Source organism: Paenibacillus mesotrionivorans, assembly GCF_046098205.1.
Taxonomy (GTDB): Bacteria; Bacillota; Bacilli; order Paenibacillales; family NBRC-103111; genus Paenibacillus_AR; species Paenibacillus_AR mesotrionivorans.
This window is the reverse complement of sequence record NZ_JBJURJ010000026.1, coordinates 49,034-74,053: the sequence shown is the minus strand read 5'-3', so window position 1 is coordinate 74,053 and position 25,020 is coordinate 49,034. Positions and strand designations below refer to the sequence as shown.

The following is a 25,020-nucleotide window of genomic DNA, read 5'->3' as shown; positions in this document are numbered from 1 at the left end:
TTCTGTCTTAAGCTCTTGTCTTCGGCTGTCGTGCTTTTTAATTATTCCCCGCGCTTCTGATCCGCTCGATTACGCCGCGCAGCTCCGGCTCCGGAAACAAATACGCTTCATTGCAGTAGTGGCACTTCAGCTCCACTTGCCCGTCTTCCTCCACCAGGCGCTCCAGTTCCTCTGCACCCAGGCTGATGAGAGTGCCCATAACCTTATCCCGGGAGCACTTGCAGGTAAGGGATAGCTCCATGGTATCCAGTATGCGGACGGTGCCCAGGACCGTTGCCAGAATTTCATCCAGCTCCAATCCTTGCTCCAGCAAGCTGGTAATGGGAGGCAGTGCCGAAAGCTTATCTTCAATTTCGCCAATTTCCTCGTCGGACAAGCCGGGAAGAAGCTGGATGATGAAGCCTCCTGCGGCCTTTACCTTATAGTCACCCTTGCCGAACAACACACCCAGTGCTACAGCTGAGGGCGTTTGCTCCGACTTGGCGAAGTAATAGGTGAAGTCCTCCGCCAGCTCGCCGGAAATAATAGGCACGCTGCCCTGGTAGGGCTCCTTCAAGCCCAGATCCTTCGTTACATACAAAAAACCATCCGTTCCTACAGCCGCTGCAACATCAAGCTTGCCTACGGCATTGGGACCTACATCCACCTGCGGTTCGTCAACATACCCCCTGACTTCCCCCCGGGCGTTGGCATCTACTACGATCTGGCCGATGGGTCCTCCACCCTTGACTTGTATAACCAGCCTTTCCTCTCCCTTGAGCATAGCGCCCATCATGGCAGATGCGGTGATGGTCCGTCCCAAAGCGGCTACTGCTGTTGGGGAGGCCTGGTGCCGCTCCTTCCATTCCTCTACGATTTGCGTTGTTTTGGCTGCAAAGGCGCGAACCTGCCCGTTCCAGGCAGTCGCCCTGATCAACACGTTGTCCATGATACCTCCTAAGGGCTTTCCCGTAAGGGAAAGCCTGCATCGTAAGCATACTAAGGGCGATTGCGCTCGTAAATAAGCTGCAAGCCCTGTAATGTGAGAATGGAGTTGATAACTTCAATGCTGCGGGATTCCTTGGCGATCAGCTCCGCCATCCCGCCGGTTGCCACCACAGTGGGTTTGGTGCCGAACTCCTCTTTAATCCGTTGGACAATTCCGTCCACCTGGCCAGCGTAGCCGAAAATGATGCCTGCCTGCATGGATGTAACGGTGTTACGCCCTACGGTGCTTTTGGGTTTCACCAGCTCAATGCGGGGCAGCTTGGCGGCCCGTTGATATAGAGCTTCGGTAGAGATGCCGATGCCGGGGGCAATGGCACCTCCGATATATTGGGCTTTTTCGTCGATATAGCAGAAGGTTGTGGCGGTGCCGAAGTCTACGATAATAAGCGGAGGTCCGTACAGCTCCAACGCCGCCACGGCATTCACGATCCGGTCGGCGCCCACCTCCCGGGGATTCTCATAACGGACGCTTAATCCGGTCTTAATGCCGGGACCTACGATAACAGGCTCACGGCCGATATACTTGCGGCACATGCTCTCCAGGGCAAACATAAGCGGCGGCACCACAGAGGAAATAATCACTCCCTCCACCGATTCCAGCACCATCCCCTTGTGGGCGAATAAGCTGAACAGCGTCAAACCGTATTCATCCGCCGTCGCCTGGCGATTGGTGCTGATCCGCCAGTTTTGCACCAGGGTTTTGCCCTCGAAGAGCCCCAGCACGATATTGGTGTTGCCTACGTCCACAACCAGAATCATGGGGGTTAAGCCTTCCTTTCATTCAAATCCAGGCTGATATCCAGCGCTTGCACCGAATAGGTCAGCCGGCCTACGGAAATCACATCCACACCGGTCTCGGCAATGCCGCGGATCGTGGACAAATTCACATTCCCGGAGGCCTCTACCAGAATATGCGGCTTATTCGCTTTCAGAATGCCTACAGCCTGGCTCATGTCCGCCGGTTTCATATTATCCAGCATAATGATGTCCGCATTCGCGGCCATGGCTTCCTCCAGCTGCGCAAAACCCTCCACTTCCACCTCGATCTTCATGGTATGGGGAATCTGGCTTCTTGCTGCAGCCACCGCTTGGGTAATACCGCCGGCACCTTTAATATGGTTGTCCTTGATCATAACCGCATCGTACAGCCCGAAGCGGTGGTTATGTCCGCCGCCGACCCGCACTGCATATTTTTCCAGCGTCCGGTGTCCAGGGGTAGTCTTGCGGGTATCCACCAATCTGGTCGGCAGCCCGTCCAAGACATCCACATACTCGCGGGTGCGGGTGGCAATGCCGGACAGACGCTGCATGAGGTTTAAGGCAAGGCGCTCTCCCAACAGAATGCTGCGGATGCTGCCATGAACCTCTGCCAGAACCGTACCCTTCACAATCCGTTCCCCGTCCTGCCGCACAGCACGGAAGGATAAGGAGGGATCCACCACGCGGAAAACCGCCTCGGCCACAGGGATGCCTGCCAGAATGCCGTCTTCCTTCACATGGATGATGCCCAAACCCTGACGATCCTCGGGGATGGTGGTCATTGTCGTAATATCTCCGGAGCCGATATCCTCCTCCAGCCATAAACGAATCTGGCCTTCCAGGGCCCGTATATTCAAGAAAGGGTTAGACATCGGATATTCTCTCCTCTATTACGCCTTTTTCACGGTTGAACACCACATGCTTGCGCCATACCAGATCGTCCCGCTCGGGGAAATCATCCCGGTAATGACCGCCTCTGCTTTCCTCACGGATTTCTGCCGCACGGGTAATCAGGAGTGCGCAGGTCAGCATATTGGCGAATTCCAGCTCCTCCCGCTTGGTCAAGGCCGAGTCGAAGATGGGCATCTGCCGCTTCAGCTCCTCGTAGCCCTTCTGCAGGCCTTTGGCATTACGCTTCAAACCGGCGTAACGAACCAGGATTTTCTGAAGCTTAAGACGCTTCTCCACAATTGCCTGATGGACAGGCTCCTTGCGCTGAAGGTTCTCCAGCTCCTGCGGAAGAGAAGCCTTGTCCCTAAGCTGCAGCACCTTGCCCACAATCCGCCGTCCGAATACAATGGCCTCGGACAGGCTGTTGCTGGCCAAACGATTGGCTCCATGCACACCGGTAGAGGAAACCTCGCCGCAGGCAAACAGCCGCTTAAGGGTAGTTTCTCCAAAGAGATCCGTTTCCACCCCGCCCATCATATAGTGGGCTGCAGGCGCTACGGGAATCCAGTCTGTGGCCAGATCCAAGCCAAATTGCATACAGGTTTCATATATAGTGGGAAAACGGTTTTTGACCATTTCCGCAGATTCATGGGTAATGTCCAGATAAACAAAGGTGGATTTGGTAAGCTCCATCTCACTGACAATCGCCCGGGCAACAATGTCCCGGGGAGCCAGCTCCAGCTGGGGGTGGTATTTCTCCATAAAACGCTCGCCGCGGATATTCCGAAGCACAGCGCCTTCGCCGCGGACCGCTTCCGAGATCAGGAACCGGGGAGCACCGGGGTAACATAGAGAGGTGGGATGAAATTGGATGAATTCCACGTCACGTACGGAAGCCCCCGCACGGTAGGCAATAGCCATGCCGTCACTGGTGGCCACGTCGGGATTGGTTGTATAGCGGTAAAGCTGGCCTGCACCGCCGGAGCACAGCACGGTGGCGGAACCATGGACGATAACCTTCTCCCCGCTGGGTTTGATAACCAGGGCACCGCAGCATTCGCCTTGGTTGGTAATCAGGTCGACGACAAAATGATCATGCCATATTTCGATATTGGGATGCTTCAAGGCCTTCTCCGACAGCGCACGGACAATCTCGGCCCCGGTTGCGTCACCGTGGGCATGGAGGATACGCCGCATGCTGTGGGCCCCTTCCTGGGTCAGAGCCAGCTCACCGTTCTCCAGATCAAACTGGGTCCCCAGTTTAATTAGATCCCGGACGCCCTCAGGCCCCTCCTGAACCAGCACATCCACGGCCGCATGGTCACAAAGGCCTGCTCCGGCAATCAGCGTGTCTTGACGGTGGTACGCAAAGGAGTCCTCATCGGAAATTACAGCCGCGATGCCACCCTGAGCATAGCGGGTATTGCTCTCGGTGAGCGCCTTCTTGGTGATCATCAGCACCTTGCGCTCCTTTGCCGCCTTGATGGCGGCGAACAAGCCGGCAATGCCGGCTCCGATGATAATCACATCCGTCTCCACACGGGGTAACTGGTTCACATCCACATCCATCAAATAACGGGGGATCATCTTTTTCACCTGTCTCTAACAAGGAAGTAGCGCATGCTACTTAACCAGTAGCATGCGCTCTAATGACAATCGTGCTTGATCAGCAATATGAGGCGGAACATAAATCTGAGGCGAAAGTGTCTCCAGACATTTGGCGACCTTCTTCAGATTGTTCACCTTCATGTTGGGGCATACCAGATATTTGGTTGCGAAATGAAAGGTTTTGTGGGGGCTGTCCAGACGCAGCTGATAGCCCGTCCCATCCTCGGTGCCCACAATGAACTCCTGGCAGTCGGATTCCTTGCAATACTTGATAATAGCTGTGGTGCTGCCCACAAAATCCCCCAGCTTGACCACTTCCGGCCTGCACTCGGGGTGAACCACGAACTGGGCGTTAGGGTGTTGGGCTCTCATTTCCTCTACGTCCCGGACAGTCAGCATATCATGGGTGTTGCAGTAGCCTTCCCAGATAATCAGCTTCTTGTCCGTATGCTTCTGTACATAATCGCCCAGGTTCTTGTCGGGCACCCAGATCACTTCATCCGCGTCCACGGATTCAATCACCTTAATGGCATTGGCGGAGGTACAGCAAATATCCGTTTCGGCCTTCACCTCTGCGGACGTGTTGATATACGCCACTACCTTGGCGTTGGGATGCTGGGCCTTGAGCTTCTTCAGCCCGTCCACATTGACCATATCGGCCATGGGACAGCCTGCCCGTTCGTCAGGAATAATAACGGTTTTGTTAGGAGCCAAAATTTTGGCGGATTCCCCCATAAAATGAACGCCGCAGAACACAATGACGTCCGCGTCGGTAGAGGCGGCCTTCTGCGCCAGCAGGAAGGAATCGCCCCGGAAATCGGCAATTTCTTGTATCTCATCCCGTTGGTAGTAGTGGGCAAGAATAATCGCGTTGCGCTCCTTCTTCAATTGAAGAATGCGCTCCTTCAAGAGCCGGTCCTGCTCAGCTTTGTGTGCACGGGCCAGAGCTTCCATCGTATTGAAAGACCTCCTTCGCATGTTGCCTGCACTGGTGCTGGAGATAGAAAGACGGACAAGAGCAACCGCAGCATGAGTGGCTATACGCCTAAGAATAGTTTACACCTACTGTACACAACCGCATTCCGCGTGTCAATGTGAAACTGGACTTATTCCGGGACAAAAATTTCCACAGGAAAACCGTCCCAAACAAAAACCGGCAGCCTGTGGAGGCTGCCGGTCAGTCCTTTATTCCTTAGGCGGTTCCCGGTCATCCAGAACCGGCTTGATGGGAGCATTTTCTTTCTCTTCCGGCTGCTTCTGAATGTTGATCTTCAGATCAGGATTCTCCGAAGCAGGCGTTGAGCTGCCGCTGTCCGGAGCGGCAGCCAGATGGCCTTGCTCGATCAACTGGATAATATCGTCCTTGTCAAGAGTCTCCTTATTGAGCAGGGTCTGGGCAATCAGATGCACCTTATCCGCATGCTCGTTAAGAATTTCCTTGGCCCGGGCGTAACACCGCATTACAAGGCTGCGGATTTCCAGGTCAATTTCGTAAGCGATGGCGTCGCTGTAGTTCTGCTCATGGCCCAAATCCCGGCCCAGGAAAACCTGGCCGCCTTGGGTGTGGCCGAACTGCATCGGCCCGAGCTTATCGCTCATGCCATAATCAACAATCATCCTGCGGGCAATTTCTGTGGATTTGCGGAAGTCATCATAGGCTCCGGTACCGATTTCGCCGATAAACAGTTCCTCAGACACCCGTCCGCCCAGCAGGCCCGTGATTTGGTCAAGCAGTTCCGCTTTGGTGACTACCAGCGGATCTTCCGCATCCTTCGGCAGCATCATAACATAGCCGCCGGCGCGTCCGCGGGGAACGATGGTCACCTTGTGGATCATCTGGGCATTCCGTTCGAAATACCCGATAATGGCATGGCCGGCTTCGTGATAAGCAACGGTTTTCTTATCCCGCTCGCTGATCACTCTGCTCTTCTTCTGGGTACCGACAATCACCCGGTCGAAGGCTTCATCCACCTCGGACATGGAGATGTCCTTGCGGTTACGTCTTGCCGCGATCAAGGCGGCTTCGTTCAGCAGGTTCTCCAGATCCGCACCGGTAAAGCCGGTGGTATAGCGGGCCAGGGAATCCAGCCTCACATCCTTGTTCAGCGGCTTGTTGCGGGCATGCACCTTCAGCACCGCTTCGCGGCCCTTCACATCCGGACGGTCAACGGTGATCTGGCGGTCAAACCGGCCGGGACGCAGAAGCGCCGGGTCCAGAATGTCCGGACGGTTGGTGGCGGCCACGATAATAATGCCTTCATTGGCACCGAAGCCGTCCATCTCGACCAGCAACTGGTTCAGGGTTTGCTCACGCTCGTCATGACCGCCGCCCAGGCCTGCGCCCCGCTGGCGTCCGACAGCGTCAATTTCGTCGATGAAGATAATACAAGGCGCGTTCTTCTTGGCATTCTCGAACAGGTCGCGGACACGGGATGCGCCGACACCGACGAACATTTCCACGAAGTCCGAACCGCTGATGCTGAAGAACGGCACGCCCGCCTCGCCGGCAACCGCTCTGGCAAGAAGGGTTTTACCTGTACCCGGAGGGCCGACCAGAAGCACACCCTTAGGAATACGGGCGCCTACTGCGGCGAACTTGCGGGGGTCCTTCAGGAACTCAACCACCTCAACTAGTTCCTGCTTCTCCTCATCTGCCCCGGCCACATCCTCAAACGTGACCTTCTTCTTCTCTTCATTATAAAGGCGCGCCCGGCTTTTGCCGAAATTCATGACCTTGCCGCCGCCACCCTGAGCTTGATTCATCAGGAAGAAGAAAAGAATGAAGATGATGACGAACGGGATGATGGAGGTCAGAAAGGAAATCCAGATGCTGTCGCCTTCCATCTTCAGATGCTCTTCGTCAATACCGCTTTGCTCCACCAGCTCAATCACGCGGTCGCTTAAGGGAGCGCGGGTTTTGAACTGTTTGCCGTCTTCATACTGGCCTCTGATCAAGTACGTGATGCCATCCGGCTTCATCGTAATTGACTTAATTTTATTGCCTGTTGCATTAGGCTTCGCCGTATCTTCCAGCTGCTGACGGAACTGACTGTAGTGAATGGTCTGCTCCAATTCATTCTGCGAGCTGATAAAGCGGACGATCCCGATCACAACCAAAAAGATTAGTAAATAAAATCCTGTATTGCGGAGGATCCGATTCATCCCCTACCTCCTCTCATGCGGCACACTTGTTTTATTTTACCACAGCAAGACTTTCTATCACAACCGAACCCTAACAGTACCCTGTTGCCATTTAACGGCAAGGATTATGTGATCTTAAGGGCAGGCCCGGGAGGATGCATCAGGTCGTGTAAATCTCCGGCTTAAGGACACCGACAAAGGGAAGATTGCGGTATTTCTCCGCGTAATCCAGCCCGTATCCCACCACAAACGCATCGGGGATGGTGAAGCCTTTCCAGTCCGGCTCCAGATCCACCGTGCGGCGTCCCGGCTTGTCGAACAGAGCGACAACGGAGATGGAATTGGCATTGCGGCGCTCCAGCACGTCAATCAGGTAGGACAGGGTCAGGCCGCTGTCGATAATATCCTCGACGATCACCACATTCCGGCCTTCCACCGGTACATCCAGGTCCTTAATGATCTTGACCACGCCGGAGGACTTGGTGGAGGCGCCGTAGCTGGAAACCGCCATAAAGTCCACTTCGGAATGGATGGTGATGTTCTTGAACAGATCCGCCATAAAAATAAAAGCACCCTTCAGCACACAAACCAAAAGCGGATTCCGTCCTTCATATTCCTTGCTGATGATGTCCCCCAGCTCTTTTACCTTCGCTTGGATCTCTTCCTCGGTGTACAATACTTCTTCAATGTCGTTGCGCAAAGTTGGCCCTCCTATATACTATGTTTCAATCCACACTCCTTATGAGGAGGAGTGCCAGCTGGAAGCTGTAAACCATGCATTCAAATGCTTTTACCCATCCGGAGGCGGACTGTAGCGGATGCGGAGAATTTGTTTGGTTTTCTCCGTCACCTTGGCCGTCCCGGCGCGGCGGATCCCCGGTATCCAAAGAATGGCGCCGCTGGCGTCCGTTACCACCGGCGTGTGTTCACGGCGGAAACGGGGTACCTTGTCATCAATGAAGATATCTTTAACTTTTTTGGAGCCGTTTAAACCATCGACTTGCATTCGGTCCCCCGGCCTGCGGTTGCGGAGCTGCAGGGGAAAAACCAACTCCTCCGCATCAAACCGGGCTTCATAGGAGCAAGCCGTCTCTGCCGCCTCGTCCCCAGCCGGTGCGAGTGCAATTTCCAGCCGTCCTCCCGATTCCGCCAAAGCGATCTGTCCGGACACCGCTTCCAGCGGATATACATAGTCCCGCGGGGCTAAGGAAGCCGGTCCGGTTCCCAGCCGGACGGCATCGTATTCCCGGTCCAGATAGACCCTGCCGGAAACACTCATGCGTCGGTTGGGAGCCCCGTCCTCCAGAAGTCCCGAACGGATTTGCTCCACCGCCGCGAAATCAAGATTTTCCGTGGTACCAAAGAGATAATTTAATATTAGTTTAATGAAACGCCTTTGTAAAGCAACATGGAGACCGGCGAAGGCCGCCCCGGAAAAACGCACTTCCCCAGGCCCTTTACGGACCATCTCGGCCACCCTTTTCCCCGCTTCCCCTTCCAGAAAATCATCGTCAGCCGCAGCAACCTCGGACAGTCTGTTCAGAGCCCGCACCACAGAGGGATTATGCTCGGCAAGCAGCGGCAGCGTTTCCAGCCGGATGCGGTTGCGGGTATACTTGGTCTTGGCATTGCTGGAGTCCGTTACATACTCCTCCTGCAGCCGCTCCAGCTCTCTCAGAAGAAGGTTCTTATCCATACGCAGAAGCGGGCGCACCAGTTTCACGCCGTCCCGATCCTGAACAAAGGACATCCCGCCCAAGCCGGAGATGCCTGTTCCCCGGAGAATGCGCATCAGAACGGTCTCGGCCTGGTCGCCGGCGTGATGGGCCAGGGCGACTTTGGGGGCGTGCCACGCATGTGCCGTTTCCCCAAGAAATTCATAACGGAGCCGGCGGGCCGCATCCTGCGGGTTGCCCCCCTCCCGCTTGAGATATCCCGGCACATCCAGCTCCCGGTAATAAAAAGGAAGCCCCCGCTGCTCCGCCTGCCGCCTGACAAACTCGGCTTCATAAGCGGATTCGGACGGCCGGAAGCCATGATTGGCATGGGCCACTGCAAGCTGCCACCCGGCCTCGGCGGAAAGCAAAAAAAGGAGATGCAGAAGCGCAGTGGAGTCGGGTCCCCCCGAGGCTGCCACCACGATCCGGTCTCCCGGCTCGAAGAGCTTATATGTTGCAATGGTCCGCCGTAACTCGCCTGTTACATCCATGGAGAAGGATCCTTTCGCTCGAAAAGAAAGAAGTTCGCCTTGCCTTCGCCTATTTCGGCGGTGCTTACCAATAATACCAAACCGTCGCGGCAAAAAGCAACAAAGAGGCGGCAAAGCCCACTTTGATCCATGTGTCTTTAGCCGGTCTGACGTCAGCCTGTGTACCCTTCCGGGTGCGCACCAGCCTGCGCCAATCCTCCAGAGCCTCTCTGGAGCCGGCATAAGTACCGCGCAGCGCTTTTTTCAAAAACGGGAGGAATTCGGCACAGCCCGGATCAGCCGCAGCTTGGTTCAATAACTCTTCGACGCTGCGGTTCTGGGGCAATATTTCCCGGGAAAAGGCTTCCTTGGGGCCTCCGCAGACATGGATGCAAAGAACGGCAAAGGAAAACAGATCATAAGCCGCGTCCGCCGAACGGTCCCCCGCATTCCAGTAGCAGCGGTCATAGATTTCGGTAAACTGCTTAACCGCCTTGCCTATAGGTGTGACCCCGCCGAAATCCACCAGCTCCACCATGCCGTACCCGGAAACCAGCACATTTTCCTTCTTCAAATCTCCGAATATATAGCCTGTACGGTGCAGCTCCGCCAGCTTCTCCAACAGCCGCAGGCCGATCAGAGGAAACCAGGCGGATCCTTTAAGGGACAGATACTTCTGCAGCTGCTGCCCCTCCACGAAACGCATAACGTAGAAGGGAATGGCCTGCCCCTGCTCCTCGGCATCATCCACATCCACCAGAAAGCGGCGGAAGGAGCCCTCCATACCGGAGAGGACCTTCAGGGTGTTAACCTCGGATTGCAGGTCCAGCGTGTCGGAGCCCACCTTCATAGCCAGCCGCTCTTGTCCTCTCCGGACCAGATACACCTTGCCGTTGGCGCCTTCCCCCAGCCCGCGTTCCACCGTATATTCTATTTTGTTCCACCTGCCGGTAATCCGCTTCCCCAAGGGGAAGACAGGGTTAGACGACATACTCACTTAGACATCCGTCCTTGTCCTCCACCGGCGGCAGCGCAGGTTTACCCGCCATATAGCGGATGGTTTCCAGGAGCGCCGGGCCGGTTGGGGTAGTGCCTCTCATGTTTATTTTATAGAACAAGTTGCGGGCTTTTGCAAGATCGGAAGTGAAGCCCAGCTCCATATGGCATTCCTGGCCCTGCAAACCGGGGAACCGGAATACAGCCAACCGGCTTTCTCCGCCCCGTGCCTTGAGGCTGGCCATCAGATCATGGGCCGTCTCCTGAACCGCCAGAAGCTTCGGCTTCATGCTGGCGCTGGCATCCACCAGAAGCGCAACCTCCAGCCCCAGCCGGTCGGTCATATCCTCTACGGCCTGTACCACCAGCCCGCGCCTCTCCGGAGCCAGCTCCGTCAGACTGCCGCTGCCCCCCAGAATATGGCGGAGCTCCTGCTCCACGACTTGCTGGATAGTGCCGGCTACGGTCTTGCGGGTCATCATCTGCACCGTGCCCGAAAGCTGGGCGGAGGGTACAATCCGGCTCATACCTCCGCCGGCCTTGGCAATTTCGGCAATTTCGGACGCTCCCAATTCGCCGATCTCCCCTTGATCGATGACCCCCACCACATGGACTACAATCCCCTCCTGCCGCGCTTGGGCGGCGGCAATAACCGGATCCACCCCCACATTGGAGCAGCCGTCGGTAATCAAGATAATCTGCTTCATGTTAACCATCCTCCGTTTTCCTGTGCTTGCTTGAACTCTATGTCTCTAGTATGTCCGGTTAATAGAGTGTTTAGACAGGAAGGAACGGAGTTTGCTTCAAAAAAATTGGGACCGCGGCCAATAATGGAACAGCCTCTGATACCGGCAAAAAGCAGGGTCCGGGCAAGCCGGGCCCTGCTGCAGACAGACAGCGTTATTCGGGTAAAGATATACGGACAAAACTTTCCTAACTAACCGTTTTGGGGCGTTCAATCCGGCTGATGCCGGGCCAGCGGAAGGTGGACCATTCCGGACGGTACCGTTCGATCCGGGCCACAATAACCGTCATATCGTCGGAAATTTCCCCATGCTGCTGCCGGACAATCCGCTCCAGCAGGCAATCAGCAATATCCTGCGGGCTTTCGGCGTTAATTTCGCCGATAACACGCTTCATCCACATCTCCTTGTTGACCGCATAACCCGGCGCATCATAGATGCCGTCCGTCATCATAATGAGCACATCTCCGGGTTTCAACTGGGTGCTGATCAGATCCACATCGATCTCCTGCAGGATTCCTACCGGCAGATTATTGCCGGTAATTTGGATCACCTCATTGCCGCGTTTGATAAAGCTGGGTGTGGAACCGATCTTCATAAAGGTGGTGTCGGCGCTGTATAGATCGATTAACGCCATATCCACCGTGGCATACATTTCGTCCGGCGAACGGAGCAAGAGCACCGAGTTGACGGACTTAATGGCCAGCTTCTCGTCCATGCCTGATTGGAGCAGCTGCTGCAGAATGGTAAGCGCGGTGCTGCTCTCCGCCCGTGCCCGCTCGCCGTTGCCCATGCCGTCGGACAGCGCCACCACAAACTTGCCGTTGCCCAGCTCAGCGGTGCTGAAGCTGTCGCCGGAGAGCAGATCGCCGCCCTTGGCCGCTCCGGCGATGCCGGTTTCCACCTCATATTCCTTGGCCGAGCCGAAGGTGACCGTACAGGAGCCGTCCCCTTTATCCGAAGAAACCTCCTTTTTAACTGCGATATTCTCACCCAAAATGTCAGATAACAGCGGCGCAATAATTTTGCGGCATTCGTCGAAGCCCTTGGTATATTGATGGACAATCTCAATCTCCACATTGCCCTCTTCCAAATTAATCACATCGATAGTCAGAATGGATAGCCCCAGCCCCTCCAGTGCGCTCCTGATCTGCTCCTCCTGCAGGTAGAGCTCCTGTCCTTCCCGTTTAATCTCCCGGGCCAGGTCCTCCATAACCTGGGATACACCAACCAGCTGCTCCGACACCAATTGCCGGCTCTCCAGAATCTGCTTTTTCCACCGCAGATCATGACGGTACAGGGTATACTGCTGCTTCATCACCTCCAGCACCTGATCCGGCCGCTGGCAGGCCTTTCGCCATTCCTGCTGGATATCCTTGCGGGAGAACTGCTCGTTTTTCTCCACAGCGGTCATCATTTCCGTCATAAATTTATAGGTATCGTAGAACTGCCTGTCCCAGCACTGCTGCTTTTTCCAGCAGGACATGCAGCTTTTGTTGGCCACCGCATTCATAAAATGACTGACCTCTTCCTCCTTCTTCCGCTCCATACCCTCTTCGGTCAGCTGGCGGAAGCTTTTGGACAGCTGCTGGAACACCTGGGAGAACTGCTCCACCCGTCCCGCGGTAATGTCCCGTACCCGCTTGGCATATTCGTAATGGCTCTTCATATTCTCCTGGGTGCCGGGCACATATTTGGCGAGAACCTTCACCGCTTCCTTAGGAGTCAGCAGGAACAGCCCCAGGGCCACCAGAGTTTCCCAGGTTGAAGCCAGAATCGCCGCCTGGTCTCCCACATATACCGTCAGGATGGAGCAGCCTAACAGCATCCCCAGGGCAGCCGCCCATTTGCCGCCCTCCCGTAAGAGACCCGCCAGAAGCCCGGCAAAAGCCAGCAGGCTCATCTGGTAAATCGCATTCATATCCGCCAGGCTCAGGATCAGTCCGGTAATCACCCCGACGGAGGCGCCCAAGGGTGCGCCGCCCACCAGAGCGAAGAGCAGAATCAGATAACGGGAGAACACATGCTCCACGGAAACCCCGCCTACCAGCCACCCCACCGTCCCGGTCATAACCGAAGCCAGCAGAATAATCAGGCAGATGATTTCCTCGTGCTTGAGGTTGGATTTCTTACGGGTTTGGGTCAGCACCGGCACCGCCTGGATGAAGATCAGCGTCAGCACAAGGGACAGCAGTGCTTCTACCCCGGTTAACATTAAGGTGTACCATGACAGGTCAGCATTCATTACATAAGAGAGGAGCTGCACCATAAACACGGAGGCGAAGGACATTAAGGGCAGCAGGGAAATATCCGAACGTTCGAATTTTTCTACACCCTTCTGAATCAGGACAAACACCAGGAGCTCCGTAATGACATAGCCGGGATGGGCGGCCGGAGAAAAGATGCTTCCTGCGGCCAGTGCCAGGCCCACCCAAGGCACCAGCTCCCGCCGGACAAACAGAATAACGGCAAAGTACGCAATGGCAAAGGGCGACAGCCTGTCCAAAATTGTGGCCCGGCCCAACAGAAAGGCAACACCTATCAGCAATATGGCCCACTTGCGGATGATCCAGGCCTGTGTCAGACGGTTTTCCAGTAAGAGGGCTTTCAGGCCCTGGGTTATCTTGCGTGCCTGGGCGGGGATCACTTGTTCCATTCCAATCATCTTGTTCGGCTTTTGCATAATGATCAATTGCACCACCTTAATCAGTTTTCATTGGCAAGCGGCCGCCGGCTGACAGCACTACAAGGGCAACATGGACGCTCCTAATCGGAATGTCGTTAAGTGAACCCTATTATAGAGTGAATCTATCAGAAAGTTTGTCAGATTCAGTTGCTAGACCTTAAAAAGTTTCCGACAGTCCGCGCGAAAGAGCGCTTTCCTTTATGGGGTAACGGATTAGGGGAATTGGGAGACAGAAAGCTATCGGCCCATTCCCCAACAATCCGCAAAACGTGAGCGCGCGCCGCCAAAAAATGGTGTCGATGTGAATCAGTCGCCGGAGGGATTGCCAAGAAATGCGGAAAACTTTTTTTGGTCCCCCTCCAAATCTGCGGATGGCGAAGACAAAAAATCCCCTACCGGCTCGGCAAGGGAATGTGCAAAAGAATACATATAGCGGCGAAGGGAATCGAACCCCCGACCTTTCGGGTATGAACCGAACGCTCTAGCCAGCTGAGCTACACCGCCGCATATGGACAAGCATGAGTATACCCGATGAATCTGCGCTGCGTCAAGTCATCGCCCAAAGCAAAAAAAGCCGTACGGATTCACAGGATCCGCACGGCTCTATGAATGTCGGGACTTAGTCGCGGCGCGCGCCGCGGCCTCCCCGCTTGCCTTCCGTATTCTTCTTGATCGAGGACATCCGCTCCTCGCTGTCCTTCAGGAACTTCGACATCTTGTCTTCGAAGGACGGCTTGCCCATAGGGGGCCTTTGGAAGGAACGTCCGCCACGGTCTCCGCGTCCGCCTCCGAATCCACCGCCGCCACCACCACCGCCAAATCCGCCTCCACCTTCACTGCGTTCGCGGGGAGGAAAGCTACGGCGTTCAGGTCTGGCCGGGGTCTCACCTGGAGGTTTGTCGACGGCTTGCTTGATTGAAAGGCCGATCTTTCCGTCCTTGTCCACGTTGATCACCTTGACGGTAACCTTATCCGCCAGCTTCAGATGATCATTAACATCTTTCACGTAATTGTCCGCAATTTCCGAGATGTGAACAAGGCCTGTCTGTCCTTCCGGAAGTTCAACGAACGCTCCGAAATGAGTGATGCCTGTCACCTTTCCCTCAAGCTTGCTGCCTACTTCAATTGCCATAAAGGTAATTGTTCCTCCCTTGACATAATAAAGCCGATCCGAATAATCCAAAAAGAACGGGCTATGAGCATTATACCCGAAGGGCCAAAATCGGTCAACAAAAGCCGGGCATCCTCCGTCTACGGAGTTGTCCGCGGCACATCGAACACCGTTTCCCCTTGTTTAAACATATGATTGTCTTTGCGGATACGTTCCTCCCGGTATTCCGGATCGGACATCCGCTCAACTTCACGTTTGAGCTTTTCGTTCATCTGCACCGTATCGTTCAGCTTGCCCCCAAGCGCCTCCAGACGGATTGTAATCTCGTCGGTTCTCTTCATCTGGCTCCAGACGGTGGCTCCGGCCCACATGGTCAAGGCCAGCACCCCTATGGTCACAAGACGGATGCGTTTTCGGCTTGCGCCAGTTTTGGGGCTGGCGGAAGCTTTGCTTCCGACACTGCCGGCGCGTTCCCTGGACATGAGCTTTCCTCCCGTTCATGAAGCGTCTTACCGTTTGAGCCACCGCCGGAAGGCCAACCAGGGACCTTTCACCCAACGCGGCAGCTTGGCATAAGGCTTGACTGCCCGTCCTACAAAACGGAGCAAAAGACGCAAAGGATAGAGCAATTGTATCACAACTTTGTACAGGAACATAGCGACTGCAGTCACGATTCCCAGCAGGAAACGGACTACCCGGACAAGTAATCGGAATGGCCGGATAATAAGAATCTCTACACAGCGTATCACAAATTGAATCACGGCTTCAATTCCGCGGAGCACCATTTTGATCATTTTGACAGAAGAACGGCTTAATCCCAAGAAATAAACGGTGTATCCGGCAGCCAGCCCGAGAAACACAAACACCCGGACTTGTCCGAAATTACCGATAAACAGCATACGGAACACAAAAATCGTGGCGATAACCCAATAGGCCAGGTCAAAAAGAGGGATCAGCCATCGGGGAATCCGGAGCTCATGCGCCAGAACCCGGTACAGGTCGAACAATAGACCAATCCCGATGCCGCTGGCCAGCATAAGCCCCATGGTGGCGAATTGGGCAGATAGACTCACTTAAACAGTTTCCCCAAAAAGCCTTTGGATTTACCGCCGCTTCCCCCGTCCACATAAGCCAGCTCGTTCACCAATCCCTCGATGGCGACCAGTCCCTGCTCCAGGTTCAGGTTCTTGATATGGAGATTGGAGCCTTTGATCATCAGGTACCCCATCTCGGTCTCCAGCAGAAACTCCTCATTGTCAAAGCTCTCCACATTCATGACTCCGGACAGCTCCAAAAGCTTCCGGTTTAGCATCTTGACTTCCTGGCGCTTAATCTTGCCCGTTTCCACCATCATGGCATGTCCCCTCCCTCACGTTCACGCGGACGTAAAGCACTGCCGGCGGCTGTTCGCGTCCACGCCTGCTCTACCATAAGGGTATGGGGGATTGTCCGGGTTTAGAACCGGTTTAGAAAGGGGAGCTGGGATTTTGTATTCCGACAAAAACTGCATTCCATGAAAAAACCGGCCGGGGAGATTTCCCGGGCCGGTTGCATACCGTTCTATTCCTTATGGCTCTCCTCGCGGAGCACCGTGTACATACCGGCTGCTTCATCCTTGCGGGAGGTTTCGGCAATGCTTTCCACCCGTACGGTTACGCTTTTTTGGCCGAAGCGGATCGTCAGCTCGTCCCCAACCTTCACCTCGCTGCTTTTCTTCGCTTCACGGCCGTTCAAGTAAACCCGCCCCTGATCCGAAACCTCTTGGGCCACGGTACGTCTTTTGATCAGGCGGGAAACCTTCAAATATTTGTCCAGCCTCATTACTTAACGGCGTCTCTCAGCTTATTGCCGGCCTTGAAGGCCGGAATAACGGATTCCGGGATGGCGATGGGATCGCCGTTTTGGGGATTGCGGCCGGTGCGGCCGGAGCGCTTGCGGGTTTCGAAGGTGCCGAAGCCAACCAGCTGAACCTTGTCGCCTGCGGAGAGTGCTTCCGTTACTTCACCGACGAAGCTGTTCAGAACGGTTTCCACGTCACGTTTGGTCAAGCCGCTTTTTTCGGAAATTTTGTTTACCAGGTCCATTTTATTCATGTTTGGATAATCCTCCCTAAATATGGTTTCAAGCTGCCGGCGAATCCGGCGTCTGAATCGTCAGGATAGGCCTTCTCTGCAGGCAAACGGCAGCAAAAAAGCCTGTTTCTCGTGTACATATTCTGGATGGCACCGGAAAATCCTTCTTTTTCTTGTGCCTTCCGGTAAAACTTTTTTCTGTAAAAAAGCGCCGGCCCGGTAGAGCAGCCTTACGCATGGGGGAGTGTTTTGGCCTCCTGCCAATAATGCTCCATCTCCTCCAGGGTGGCATCCCCCGGCTCTTTCCCGGCCTCTCTCAGCTTCTTCTCCACATAGGAGAACCGCCGGACGAATTTCCGGTTGGTCCGGGCGAGAGCTTCCTCCGGATCGCAGGACAGGAACCGGGCCAAATTAACAATGGCAAACAGCAGGTCGCCCAGCTCGTCCTCCTGGCGGTCCTGGGATTCGCCCAACTCCGCCTTCAGCTCCGCCAGCTCCTCCTCCACCTTGGCCATTACATCCTCCATACGGTCCCAGTCAAAGCCCACCTTGGCCGCTTTTTTCTGGAGCTTGTAGGCCTTCATCAGGCCGGGCAGGTCACGGGGCACCCCGTGGAGTGCAGAGAGGGCTTCGGGCTGCAAGCCCTTTTGACGCTTCTCCTCCGCCTTCACCTCTTCCCAGCGGGCCAGCGCCTCCTCGGCATTATCCGCATCCCGGCTGCCGAACACATGGGGATGTCGCCGGAGCAGCTTCTCATTCAGTCCGGCAATGACGTCATACGCGGTAAAGCTGCCTGTTTCCTCCTCCATCTGGGCGTGGAGCATAATCTGCAGGAGCAGATCCCCCATCTCCTCGCACATGGCATCCGGGTCATCATCATCCAGTGTTTCCAAAACCTCGTAGGTTTCTTCAATCAGGTTTTTGCGGATGCTCTGATGGGTTTGCTCCCGGTCCCACGGACAGCCCTCCGGGCTGCGGAGAATACGCACAATTTCGTGCAGCCGGGGAAAGGTTTTGTTGATGACGGCATCCGCCTGGGTAGGCGGCACATAGATCAAAGAGAGGTTGCCATAGCCCGTCTGCCGGTCCAGCTCATAGAGGGGCACCGCCGCCATGGATTCGCTGCCCGCCACACCCAGGGCATGGCCCACCCATACCGTATGCTCGTCCGGATAAAGCTCCATCAGCGCCAGCTTGGCATCCGAGGCGGTGTACATATCGTACACCTGGCCGATGACCGTATGCAGCCGGGGATTGAGCACGGACATGGAGAGGCTTGTGGCATCCAGGAGCTGAAAACCCTCGATGGGATCAAATCCGAACCGGGCGAAGGCCTGGTCCAGGAAGCTCTCCCCGCCAACCGCCTCAAAAGGAATCTCCTCCGCCGCACACCGTTCCTTCAGCAGCATGGTGGTCCGTTCCGCCACAAAAGGGTGGCCCGGCACGGCATACACTACCTGCCGGTCCTCTTCTGTAGCCAGCCGGAGCAGCTCGGCGGCAATGGTCTCATATACATCATTAAAGCTGGATTGAGCTTCATAGACCGAATCGAAGCTGGAGCAGGTGATCCCCTGCTCCTTCAGATACGGGACTACCGGATGGTCCTCCGTCCGCAAATAGACGGTTTTCGCTTCCGTGAGCCTGCGGAGCACCCCCAGGGTCAGCTGGTTCTCGTCCCCCGAGCCCAATCCCACGATTGTTATTGCCTTCGCCATGCGCGATCAGCCTTCTTTCGATATGGAGTGCGGCGTCTCCGGCAGGAGGCGCCAACGCCGCAGGAGCGGCTTCCACCGGCTGTGGAAGCCGGGCACCAGGGCCAGCTCGGCTTCGGTGAGCGCCCCGGTTTTGAGCAGCGCCGCCCCGTACACGGCGGCGCCGGCCGCTACTGCGGCCAGGGCTGCGACGGTATGCCGCAGCCGGAAGTGGCCCTGGCCCCAGGGCAGGTGGAGGATGCTCCACTCCACCGCCAGCACCGCCAGGGCCATGACGCACGCTGCGGCCACGGGCCGGCGCAGCGTGCCAAGCGGCGCCAGGGTCTCCGGCGCCGTGCTTTTGAGCGTCCGCAGATTCAGCGCGGACGCCAGGCCATAGGCGAGGACGGCGCTGGCCGCGGCGCCCCCGATGCCCCAGGCGGGCACCAGGAGCAGGTTGCCCGCTGTTTTGGCCGCGGCAGCCAGGAACAGGCTGCGGGCCGGAACCCGCACCGCGCCCAGGCCCTGCAGCACACAGCCGCTGACAATGTGCAGCGTGGCGAACAGCGCGGTGAAGGACACCAGCGCCATGGCGGGCCAGCCCTCCGGCGACGCGAAGAGCATCACGTTCACGGGCAGGGCCGTGGCCGCCAGGCCGAAGGCCGCAGCCAGCCCGGCCAGCCAGGTGAACCGCAGCACCGGCCTGACCCGGGTGGCCAATAGCCGGGGGTCCCGGGTGGCCTTGGCCTGGGCCACTGCCGGCACCAGAGCAGCCGCCATGGAGGTGGCCACCATGGTCACCAGCTGCACCAGCGGCAGCCCGTGGTTGTACACGCCGAACAGGCGGCTGGCCTCGGAGGCGCCCTCTCCTGCTGCAATCAGCTGCCGGGGAATGGTGAAGGTATCCACCAGGGTCAGCACCGGCATGGCCAGGGAACCCAAACATACCGGCACGGCATACAGGGCAAAGCGCCGCAGGAATACCCCCGCGGGTTCCTGTTTCCCCGGGAGGGCCGTAGCCTCCACCTGCCCGGTTCCGCCCACCGTTGCATTCCCGTCTACTCCGCCAGTGCTTGTCCTTCCCCTTTTGATCCAAAACCACCATGCCGCCAACAACCCCGCAGCCGCTCCGGCTGCAGAGCCGAACACTGCACCGGCGGCAATCCGGTCCGCTGCCTCCTGACGCCCCGTGAGCCAGAACAATAGCAGCAGCATAACAGCTACCCGCATAACCTGCTCGACGACCTGCGTCACCGCTGTGGGCACCATGTCCTGCAGCCCCTGGAAATATCCCCGTACCGCAGCCATAAGCGGCGCCGCCAGCAAGGCAAAGGATACGCTCCTGATGCCCGTTGCTGCAGCTTCGACGCCCATCAGCACGGCAATCCCGTCAGCCGCCGTATACAGCACAGCAAACCCCGCCGTACCGGTCAGCACCAGAATCCAGGCCGCCCGACGGAAGATTAACCGGGCTTCGGCCATATTCCCCTGCCCGGCCGCCTCCGCTACAAAACGGGAGACCGCGATGGGGAACCCCGCCGAGGCCAGCGTCAGAATAAACAAATACAACGGATAAACAGCGTTATAAATGCCAAAAACTTCATCGCCTGCGATATTTTGCAGCGGAATTTTCTGAAGCGTCCCCAGAAGCTTGGAGATCACCGTGGCCATCCCCAGAATGGCCGCCCCTTTCAGAAGAGTGCTGCCCGTACCCGCACCGGGCTTGGGCTTTCCCTTCCGTCCGTCCTTCCGCTTTCCTGTGTTGTCCATGAATGAGCTGTCCTTTTCGCGGCGGCAAATTCTTCCTCTTCCCTCTCCGCCCCTTTAACTATACAGAATCCGGCGGTTCGACGCCAGCCCGTCCTGTCCGCACTCCACGACAAAAAGCTTCCTCACAGGCCTGGGCCTGTAAAGGAAGCTGGACATGGTTCACCCATACCGATTATTGCTCCATTTGTTTGGCCAGAAACCCTGCTGCGGTTTCGGCCATCTTCACTTCCATTTGGCCCATCTTAACGCCCTCTTCCTTGCTGAAGAGAATGACAGAGCCGATCGGATCCCCGCTGGCCACAATAGGAGCCATCGTTACAGAAGTATAGTTTTCCTGCACGTCCTTGCAGATTTCATAGGTGCCGGGATTGAGTTCTTGCACCGCTTTACGCTGCTCCATGCAGGTTTCCACCAACGAACCAATCTGCTTCTCCAGATAGTCTTTCTTGGAACCGCCGGAGATGGCGATAATGTTGTCCCGGTCGGAGATCATGGTGATGTGGCTGGTGCTTTCGTAGAGGGATTCGGCATATTCCTTGGCGAAGTCGCCAAGCTCGCCGATGGGCGAATACTTCTTTAGAATCACTTCTCCGTCGCGGTCCACGAATATCTCGAGGGGATCTCCCTCACGGATTCTTAAGGTTCTGCGGATTTCCTTCGGAATAACAACTCTTCCCAAATCATCAATGCGGCGTACGATCCCAGTTGCTTTCATGCTCTTGATGCCTCACTTTCCGCGAAAAGTAGTTGATCTCCTGATGCTTTATCACTGTGGATGGGAGCTCGAGGACTGTCCATAGTATTCATCTGTTGCCAGTGTCTTATGCAAGTTCCTGTATTCTGCTTGCGGGAAGGCGTTGATGGGGCATTGGGTTCCTCTCCCGGTGCTTACATTATGTCCTAAACTCTCCTTCGTCATCCGGTCCGGGTGATGTCTTGGTAAAGACTGCTTACTTTTTTATTTTCGACAAAAACCGTCATCCTTCTTTGTCCCCGAGGATTATAATGTTCTCATAAGTTGGAATCAAAGTAAGCCCAATCCAAAACAGGAGGACAGTAGCATGCAGCATCAAAACCATACGCCCCCGCTTTCATCTCTTAAACGCCTGACAGTCAAGGCTACGCTGGCAGCCGCCTTGCTGTCATCAGCCTTTACCGGCATTGCCGCTGCGGAGGACAACCCCACCCCCGCTCCCGCGGCCGGATCCACCGCCCCCTACTTTACCGATATCTCCGGCTCCTACGCTCAAAAGGAAATACTAGCGCTTGCCCAAGCAGGAATTCTCTCGGGATATGAAGAGGGGCACTTTTTTCCGGAGCGGCCCATTACCCGTGCAGAGCTGGCCAAAGTTCTCGTGTTGGCAACCGGAAGATCGGAGAGCTCCTCTCCAACAGGCTTCGCAGACGTACCAGCCGACAGCTGGTATCGGAGATATGTAGCTGCATTGGTCGAAGCGGGCATTACGGAAGGGTCTTCCGCTTCGGGTTTTTCGCCGGACGCCTATGTGACCCGGGAAGAGCTGGTTGTGTTTTTTACCCGGGCGATGGGTCTGGATAGTCAGGCGGCAGTATTCCCGGCAGACGCCGGGTTTACCGACTTTCCGCAGGTGGCAGATTGGGCCAAACCCAGCGTTGCCCTGGCCTACAAAATCGGCTTCGTCAACGGCCTGGATAACGAAGGCGGCGCTCTGAAGTTTGCCCCCCGGGAGAGGGCAGAGCGGCAGGCCCTGGCTTTATTGGCCTATTCCTGCTGGACCCGTCAGACGGAGTTTACCGCCAAGGCAGAGGATCTGCTGGGGCTTACCCCTGCACCTTCTTCCTTGCCCGCTCCGGCACCCACAGGGAAACCGCCTTCCCTCAGTTCCCCGGGACAGCTTTTCCGCGTAATCAAAGCGGCGGCATATGACCGGACCACTGTTTTGGTGACCTTGGACAAGGCCATTGAGAATGAAGCTGATGTCAGAGCGTTTTCCTTTCCCGGCGGGCTTGATGTGAAACGGACTGCCGTTAAAGCCGGCACCCCCACTGTTGTGCTAACAACCGGGCAGCAGACCCCCGGTGAGGACTATCGGCTTTATTACGATGAGGGCAATACTTTCACCGATATTACGGGCTCTGCCGATTACCTGACCGGGATTGACGGAGATAGAACGGGGATATTCAAGCTCAGCCAAGCCGACGCGGTATACGGGCCTTTAGCCGGCACCGCTGTTATCCAGGGGGATTTGTACATAGATGCTCCCCGGGTGAAGCTTCGCAATGTGAAGGTTACCGGGAAGCTGGTTATTACAGAACAAACGGGCAGCGAGCCGGTTTATCTGGAGAATGTGCAGGTAGAAGGGGAAACCCTGGTGCTGGGAAGCGGAAAAGGCGGTATTCATCTGACCGGAACCCTGCTGCATTCGCTAACCGTGAACAATCTCCGGGAGGTTACAGACATTGTCGCGGGTCAGGGCACACGGGTGCTGCAAACCACTCTGGCCTCCTCCGCAGTGGTGAACCAGCTCCGCACACGCGAGCCTGTCCCGGTGTTTGAGCAGGTGGTGATTCCCCCGGAGGCTCCTGCCCAAAGCTATGTCTCTCTGCAGGGCAGATTCAACACGGTGGACGTCCATTCCCCTGTGTTTCTGCAAGCCCCGGAGGGAAGCATCGGGAAGCTGAACCTCCCGGCTTCCTCCAAACCCGTCGTCCAAACCGATATGAACCTGCCCATTCTGGAAAAGGCCGTTATGTCCAACGGCAAAGTGGAGCTGCAGTTCTCCCGTAAACCGGAGACGTCATCCATTTCGGATTTTGACATAGAGGCAACTGTGGGAGAGAAGCCCGTCAGCCTCGACGGCTGGACCTATGAGGCTCAGTCTGGAACGCTTTTATTCCCTGCGCTGGCTGTTGATTCTACGGAGCTTCTGAAGGTTTCGATCCGAGCCAAAAACGGTGTCTTTGCTGGCCATCTCCATACGGTCTTATCCGGCATCTCCGGCCGTATTTCGAATAAAAGCGGATTACCCGTTGGGGGAATAAGGATTGTTTTCCGCCCAAAAACTGCAGATGCCAAATCCGGTGGACCTTCCTGGGAAACGGTTACGGACCAAAACGGCCATTATTCCATCCGTTTAAGCCCTGGGTCATATATAGGGGAAATCATCGGTGATTCATTCTTGCGGACTCAACTGGAGGGTGTTGCCGCTTCCGCCGCATGGACCCCGAATGTTGATGCATTAGCCATTGAAACCCTGAAGGACAATGAATTCCGGATGGTGCTATCCTGGGGACTCCAGCCGCGTGATCTGGATGCCCACCTTTTGGGACCGGACCGCACAGGCCGGGGGAATGACCTTCACTCATGGTACAAGGACGAGTTTAGGCGTAACGGCTCTCCCAGCAATGTAGAGCTTGACCGGGATGATCCGAATTCTCCGGGAATGGAGACCATTACCGTGCGGAAGCCGGCCAACGGGCATTATGTCTTTTATGCGCATCAATACTCCGGTGTCCCCCTCTCACCTGACGGCTCACTGGCTACGGTCAGGGTGTACCAGGGTTCGAATCCGGAGCCGCTGTATACGTATTCCATGCCTTTGGCGCCTGGCGGCAAGGAATATTGGGTCGTATTCCAAATGACGGTCAAAAACGAGGATATTTCCTTCACGGCTAGGAATGAGTTTACCGATTCCGACCCGTGGAACAATGTGGGCAAGCTGGGCAATAACACCGAGATCCGCTCCCGCGTGTATCCCATTAACAATGGGATCCGGTGGATCGAGAAGATTCCCCAGGGCACCACTGTGGAAGCCTTCAAGCAAACCCTGTCTACAATAGATCCGGCAGCCCATCTTGAGGTATATGAACAAGACCGGACCACGGTCCGCACCGGCATTGTGCAAAAATTCGATATTGTTGTCATCACCGGCGCCAACGGCTTGGCCCGGCGGGAGCTGGAGGTCCGCACAGAGGATACCCCTCCTGCAGCAGGCCCTGAAGTTACAATCGCTGCCCTATACGCATCATCCGATAATACCGTCACAGGTGCCGTTTATAGCCAGCAGAACGGATCACAACCCAACAGCAGTGTCAACCCCTTGCATATCCCGTCTTCCGCTCCTCATCTGCTGGTCCAATTTAATCAGGAGCTGTCCCCTGATCAGGAGGGGCTCCAGGTTTATGTGAATGATAGTCTGCTTCCCAGCGGTTCTGTCCAGGTGCTGCCGGATCGGATATTGGCGCTGAATTTGTCACAGGTCTCCTCAGGCCGGGAGGCTGTTATCAAAATCACCCATCTCAAAATAACCGGCGGGCAACTCAAGGCCAATCCAGTAACTGTATACATTTATAAGGAAAGCTAATATGCGCTGATCACCAGCATAAAAAAGGAGGGGG

General features: G+C 56.0%; 20 protein-coding genes, 1 tRNA gene and 1 pseudogene. 1 reads left to right on the top strand and 21 read right to left on the bottom strand.

Translation table 11 applies throughout. The features are described 5' to 3' along the window. Positions 1-37: 37 nt before the first annotated feature. From hslO to spoVT, 21 genes and pseudogenes are all read right to left on the bottom strand, one after another. Entirely contained in the window at positions 38-928 is an 891-nt protein-coding gene (gene hslO, locus ACI1P1_RS28045; protein ID WP_416219869.1) for an Hsp33 family molecular chaperone HslO, read from the bottom strand. A gap of 50 nt (positions 929-978) precedes the next feature. Next, on the bottom strand, positions 979-1,746 hold the full coding sequence (locus ACI1P1_RS28040) for a type III pantothenate kinase (protein ID WP_416219867.1): 768 nt from the start codon (positions 1,744-1,746) through the stop codon (positions 979-981). 5 nt (positions 1,747-1,751) lie between these two features. Further along, complete coding sequence (gene nadC, locus ACI1P1_RS28035; RefSeq protein ID WP_416219866.1) at positions 1,752-2,618, bottom strand: carboxylating nicotinate-nucleotide diphosphorylase; 867 nt, start codon at positions 2,616-2,618, stop codon at positions 1,752-1,754. After that, entirely contained in the window at positions 2,611-4,224 is a 1,614-nt protein-coding gene (nadB, locus tag ACI1P1_RS28030) for an L-aspartate oxidase (protein WP_416219864.1), read from the bottom strand. Before nadB ends, nadC begins: the two co-directional genes overlap by 8 nt. Positions 4,225-4,260: 36 nt before the next feature. Next, the gene (nadA, locus tag ACI1P1_RS28025; RefSeq protein ID WP_416219863.1) at positions 4,261-5,199 is read right to left on the bottom strand and encodes a quinolinate synthase NadA; all 939 of its coding nucleotides are present in this window, start codon (positions 5,197-5,199) and stop codon (positions 4,261-4,263) included. Between the two features lie 231 nt (positions 5,200-5,430). Then, positions 5,431-7,407 carry an ATP-dependent zinc metalloprotease FtsH gene (gene ftsH / locus ACI1P1_RS28020; RefSeq protein WP_416219862.1) on the bottom strand — a complete coding sequence of 659 codons (1,977 nt, stop codon included), beginning with the start codon at positions 7,405-7,407 and terminating at the stop codon, positions 5,431-5,433. Between the two features lie 139 nt (positions 7,408-7,546). Beyond that, complete coding sequence (hpt, locus tag ACI1P1_RS28015) at positions 7,547-8,086, bottom strand: hypoxanthine phosphoribosyltransferase (protein ID WP_416219860.1); 540 nt, start codon at positions 8,084-8,086, stop codon at positions 7,547-7,549. Between the two features lie 90 nt (positions 8,087-8,176). Further along, complete coding sequence (gene tilS, locus ACI1P1_RS28010) at positions 8,177-9,595, bottom strand: tRNA lysidine(34) synthetase TilS (protein ID WP_416219858.1); 1,419 nt, start codon at positions 9,593-9,595, stop codon at positions 8,177-8,179. A 64-nt stretch (positions 9,596-9,659) separates the two neighbouring features. Then, positions 9,660-10,565: a protein kinase domain-containing protein gene (locus tag ACI1P1_RS28005; RefSeq protein ID WP_416219889.1), complete on the bottom strand. Its 906-nt coding sequence runs from the start codon at positions 10,563-10,565 to the stop codon at positions 9,660-9,662. Further along, a pseudogene (locus tag ACI1P1_RS28000) lies at positions 10,555-11,292 on the bottom strand (vWA domain-containing protein); the annotation flags it as partial. The gene ACI1P1_RS28005 and the pseudogene ACI1P1_RS28000, both read right to left, overlap by 11 nt. Before the next feature lie 211 nt (positions 11,293-11,503). Continuing rightward, positions 11,504-13,996: a stage II sporulation protein E gene (gene spoIIE / locus ACI1P1_RS27995; RefSeq protein ID WP_416219888.1), complete on the bottom strand. Its 2,493-nt coding sequence runs from the start codon at positions 13,994-13,996 to the stop codon at positions 11,504-11,506. A gap of 433 nt (positions 13,997-14,429) precedes the next feature. Beyond that, positions 14,430-14,503, bottom strand: a tRNA-Met gene (locus tag ACI1P1_RS27990). Positions 14,504-14,618: 115 nt separating this feature from the next. Beyond that, positions 14,619-15,131, bottom strand: coding sequence for a S1 domain-containing RNA-binding protein (locus tag ACI1P1_RS27985; protein WP_416219857.1), 513 nt, complete (start codon positions 15,129-15,131; stop codon positions 14,619-14,621). Positions 15,132-15,250: 119 nt separating this feature from the next. Beyond that, positions 15,251-15,592: an FtsB family cell division protein gene (locus tag ACI1P1_RS27980; protein WP_416219856.1), complete on the bottom strand. Its 342-nt coding sequence runs from the start codon at positions 15,590-15,592 to the stop codon at positions 15,251-15,253. Positions 15,593-15,619: 27 nt separating this feature from the next. After that, positions 15,620-16,183: a spore cortex biosynthesis protein YabQ gene (gene yabQ, locus ACI1P1_RS27975; RefSeq protein WP_416219855.1), complete on the bottom strand. Its 564-nt coding sequence runs from the start codon at positions 16,181-16,183 to the stop codon at positions 15,620-15,622. Beyond that, positions 16,180-16,461: a sporulation protein YabP gene (gene yabP / locus ACI1P1_RS27970; RefSeq protein WP_416219887.1), complete on the bottom strand. Its 282-nt coding sequence runs from the start codon at positions 16,459-16,461 to the stop codon at positions 16,180-16,182. The genes yabQ and yabP overlap by 4 nt, the downstream gene beginning before the upstream one ends. 209 nt (positions 16,462-16,670) lie before the next feature. Next, entirely contained in the window at positions 16,671-16,931 is a 261-nt protein-coding gene (locus ACI1P1_RS27965) for an RNA-binding S4 domain-containing protein (RefSeq protein WP_416219854.1), read from the bottom strand. Next, entirely contained in the window at positions 16,931-17,203 is a 273-nt protein-coding gene (locus ACI1P1_RS27960; protein ID WP_416219853.1) for an HU family DNA-binding protein, read from the bottom strand. The genes ACI1P1_RS27965 and ACI1P1_RS27960 overlap by 1 nt, the downstream gene beginning before the upstream one ends. A gap of 209 nt (positions 17,204-17,412) precedes the next feature. After that, the gene (gene yabN, locus ACI1P1_RS27955; protein ID WP_416219851.1) at positions 17,413-18,897 is read right to left on the bottom strand and encodes a bifunctional methyltransferase/pyrophosphohydrolase YabN; all 1,485 of its coding nucleotides are present in this window, start codon (positions 18,895-18,897) and stop codon (positions 17,413-17,415) included. A 6-nt stretch (positions 18,898-18,903) separates the two neighbouring features. Then, entirely contained in the window at positions 18,904-20,643 is a 1,740-nt protein-coding gene (locus tag ACI1P1_RS27950; protein WP_416219850.1) for a putative polysaccharide biosynthesis protein, read from the bottom strand. A gap of 172 nt (positions 20,644-20,815) precedes the next feature. Further along, a complete protein-coding gene (gene spoVT, locus ACI1P1_RS27945) occupies positions 20,816-21,358 on the bottom strand; it encodes a stage V sporulation protein T (protein ID WP_416219849.1) in 543 nt (180 codons plus the stop codon). A gap of 346 nt (positions 21,359-21,704) precedes the next feature. Between spoVT and ACI1P1_RS27940 the strand changes: the two genes are divergently transcribed. Then, positions 21,705-24,986, top strand: coding sequence for an S-layer homology domain-containing protein (locus ACI1P1_RS27940; RefSeq protein WP_416219848.1), 3,282 nt, complete (start codon positions 21,705-21,707; stop codon positions 24,984-24,986). Positions 24,987-25,020 lie beyond the last annotated feature (34 nt).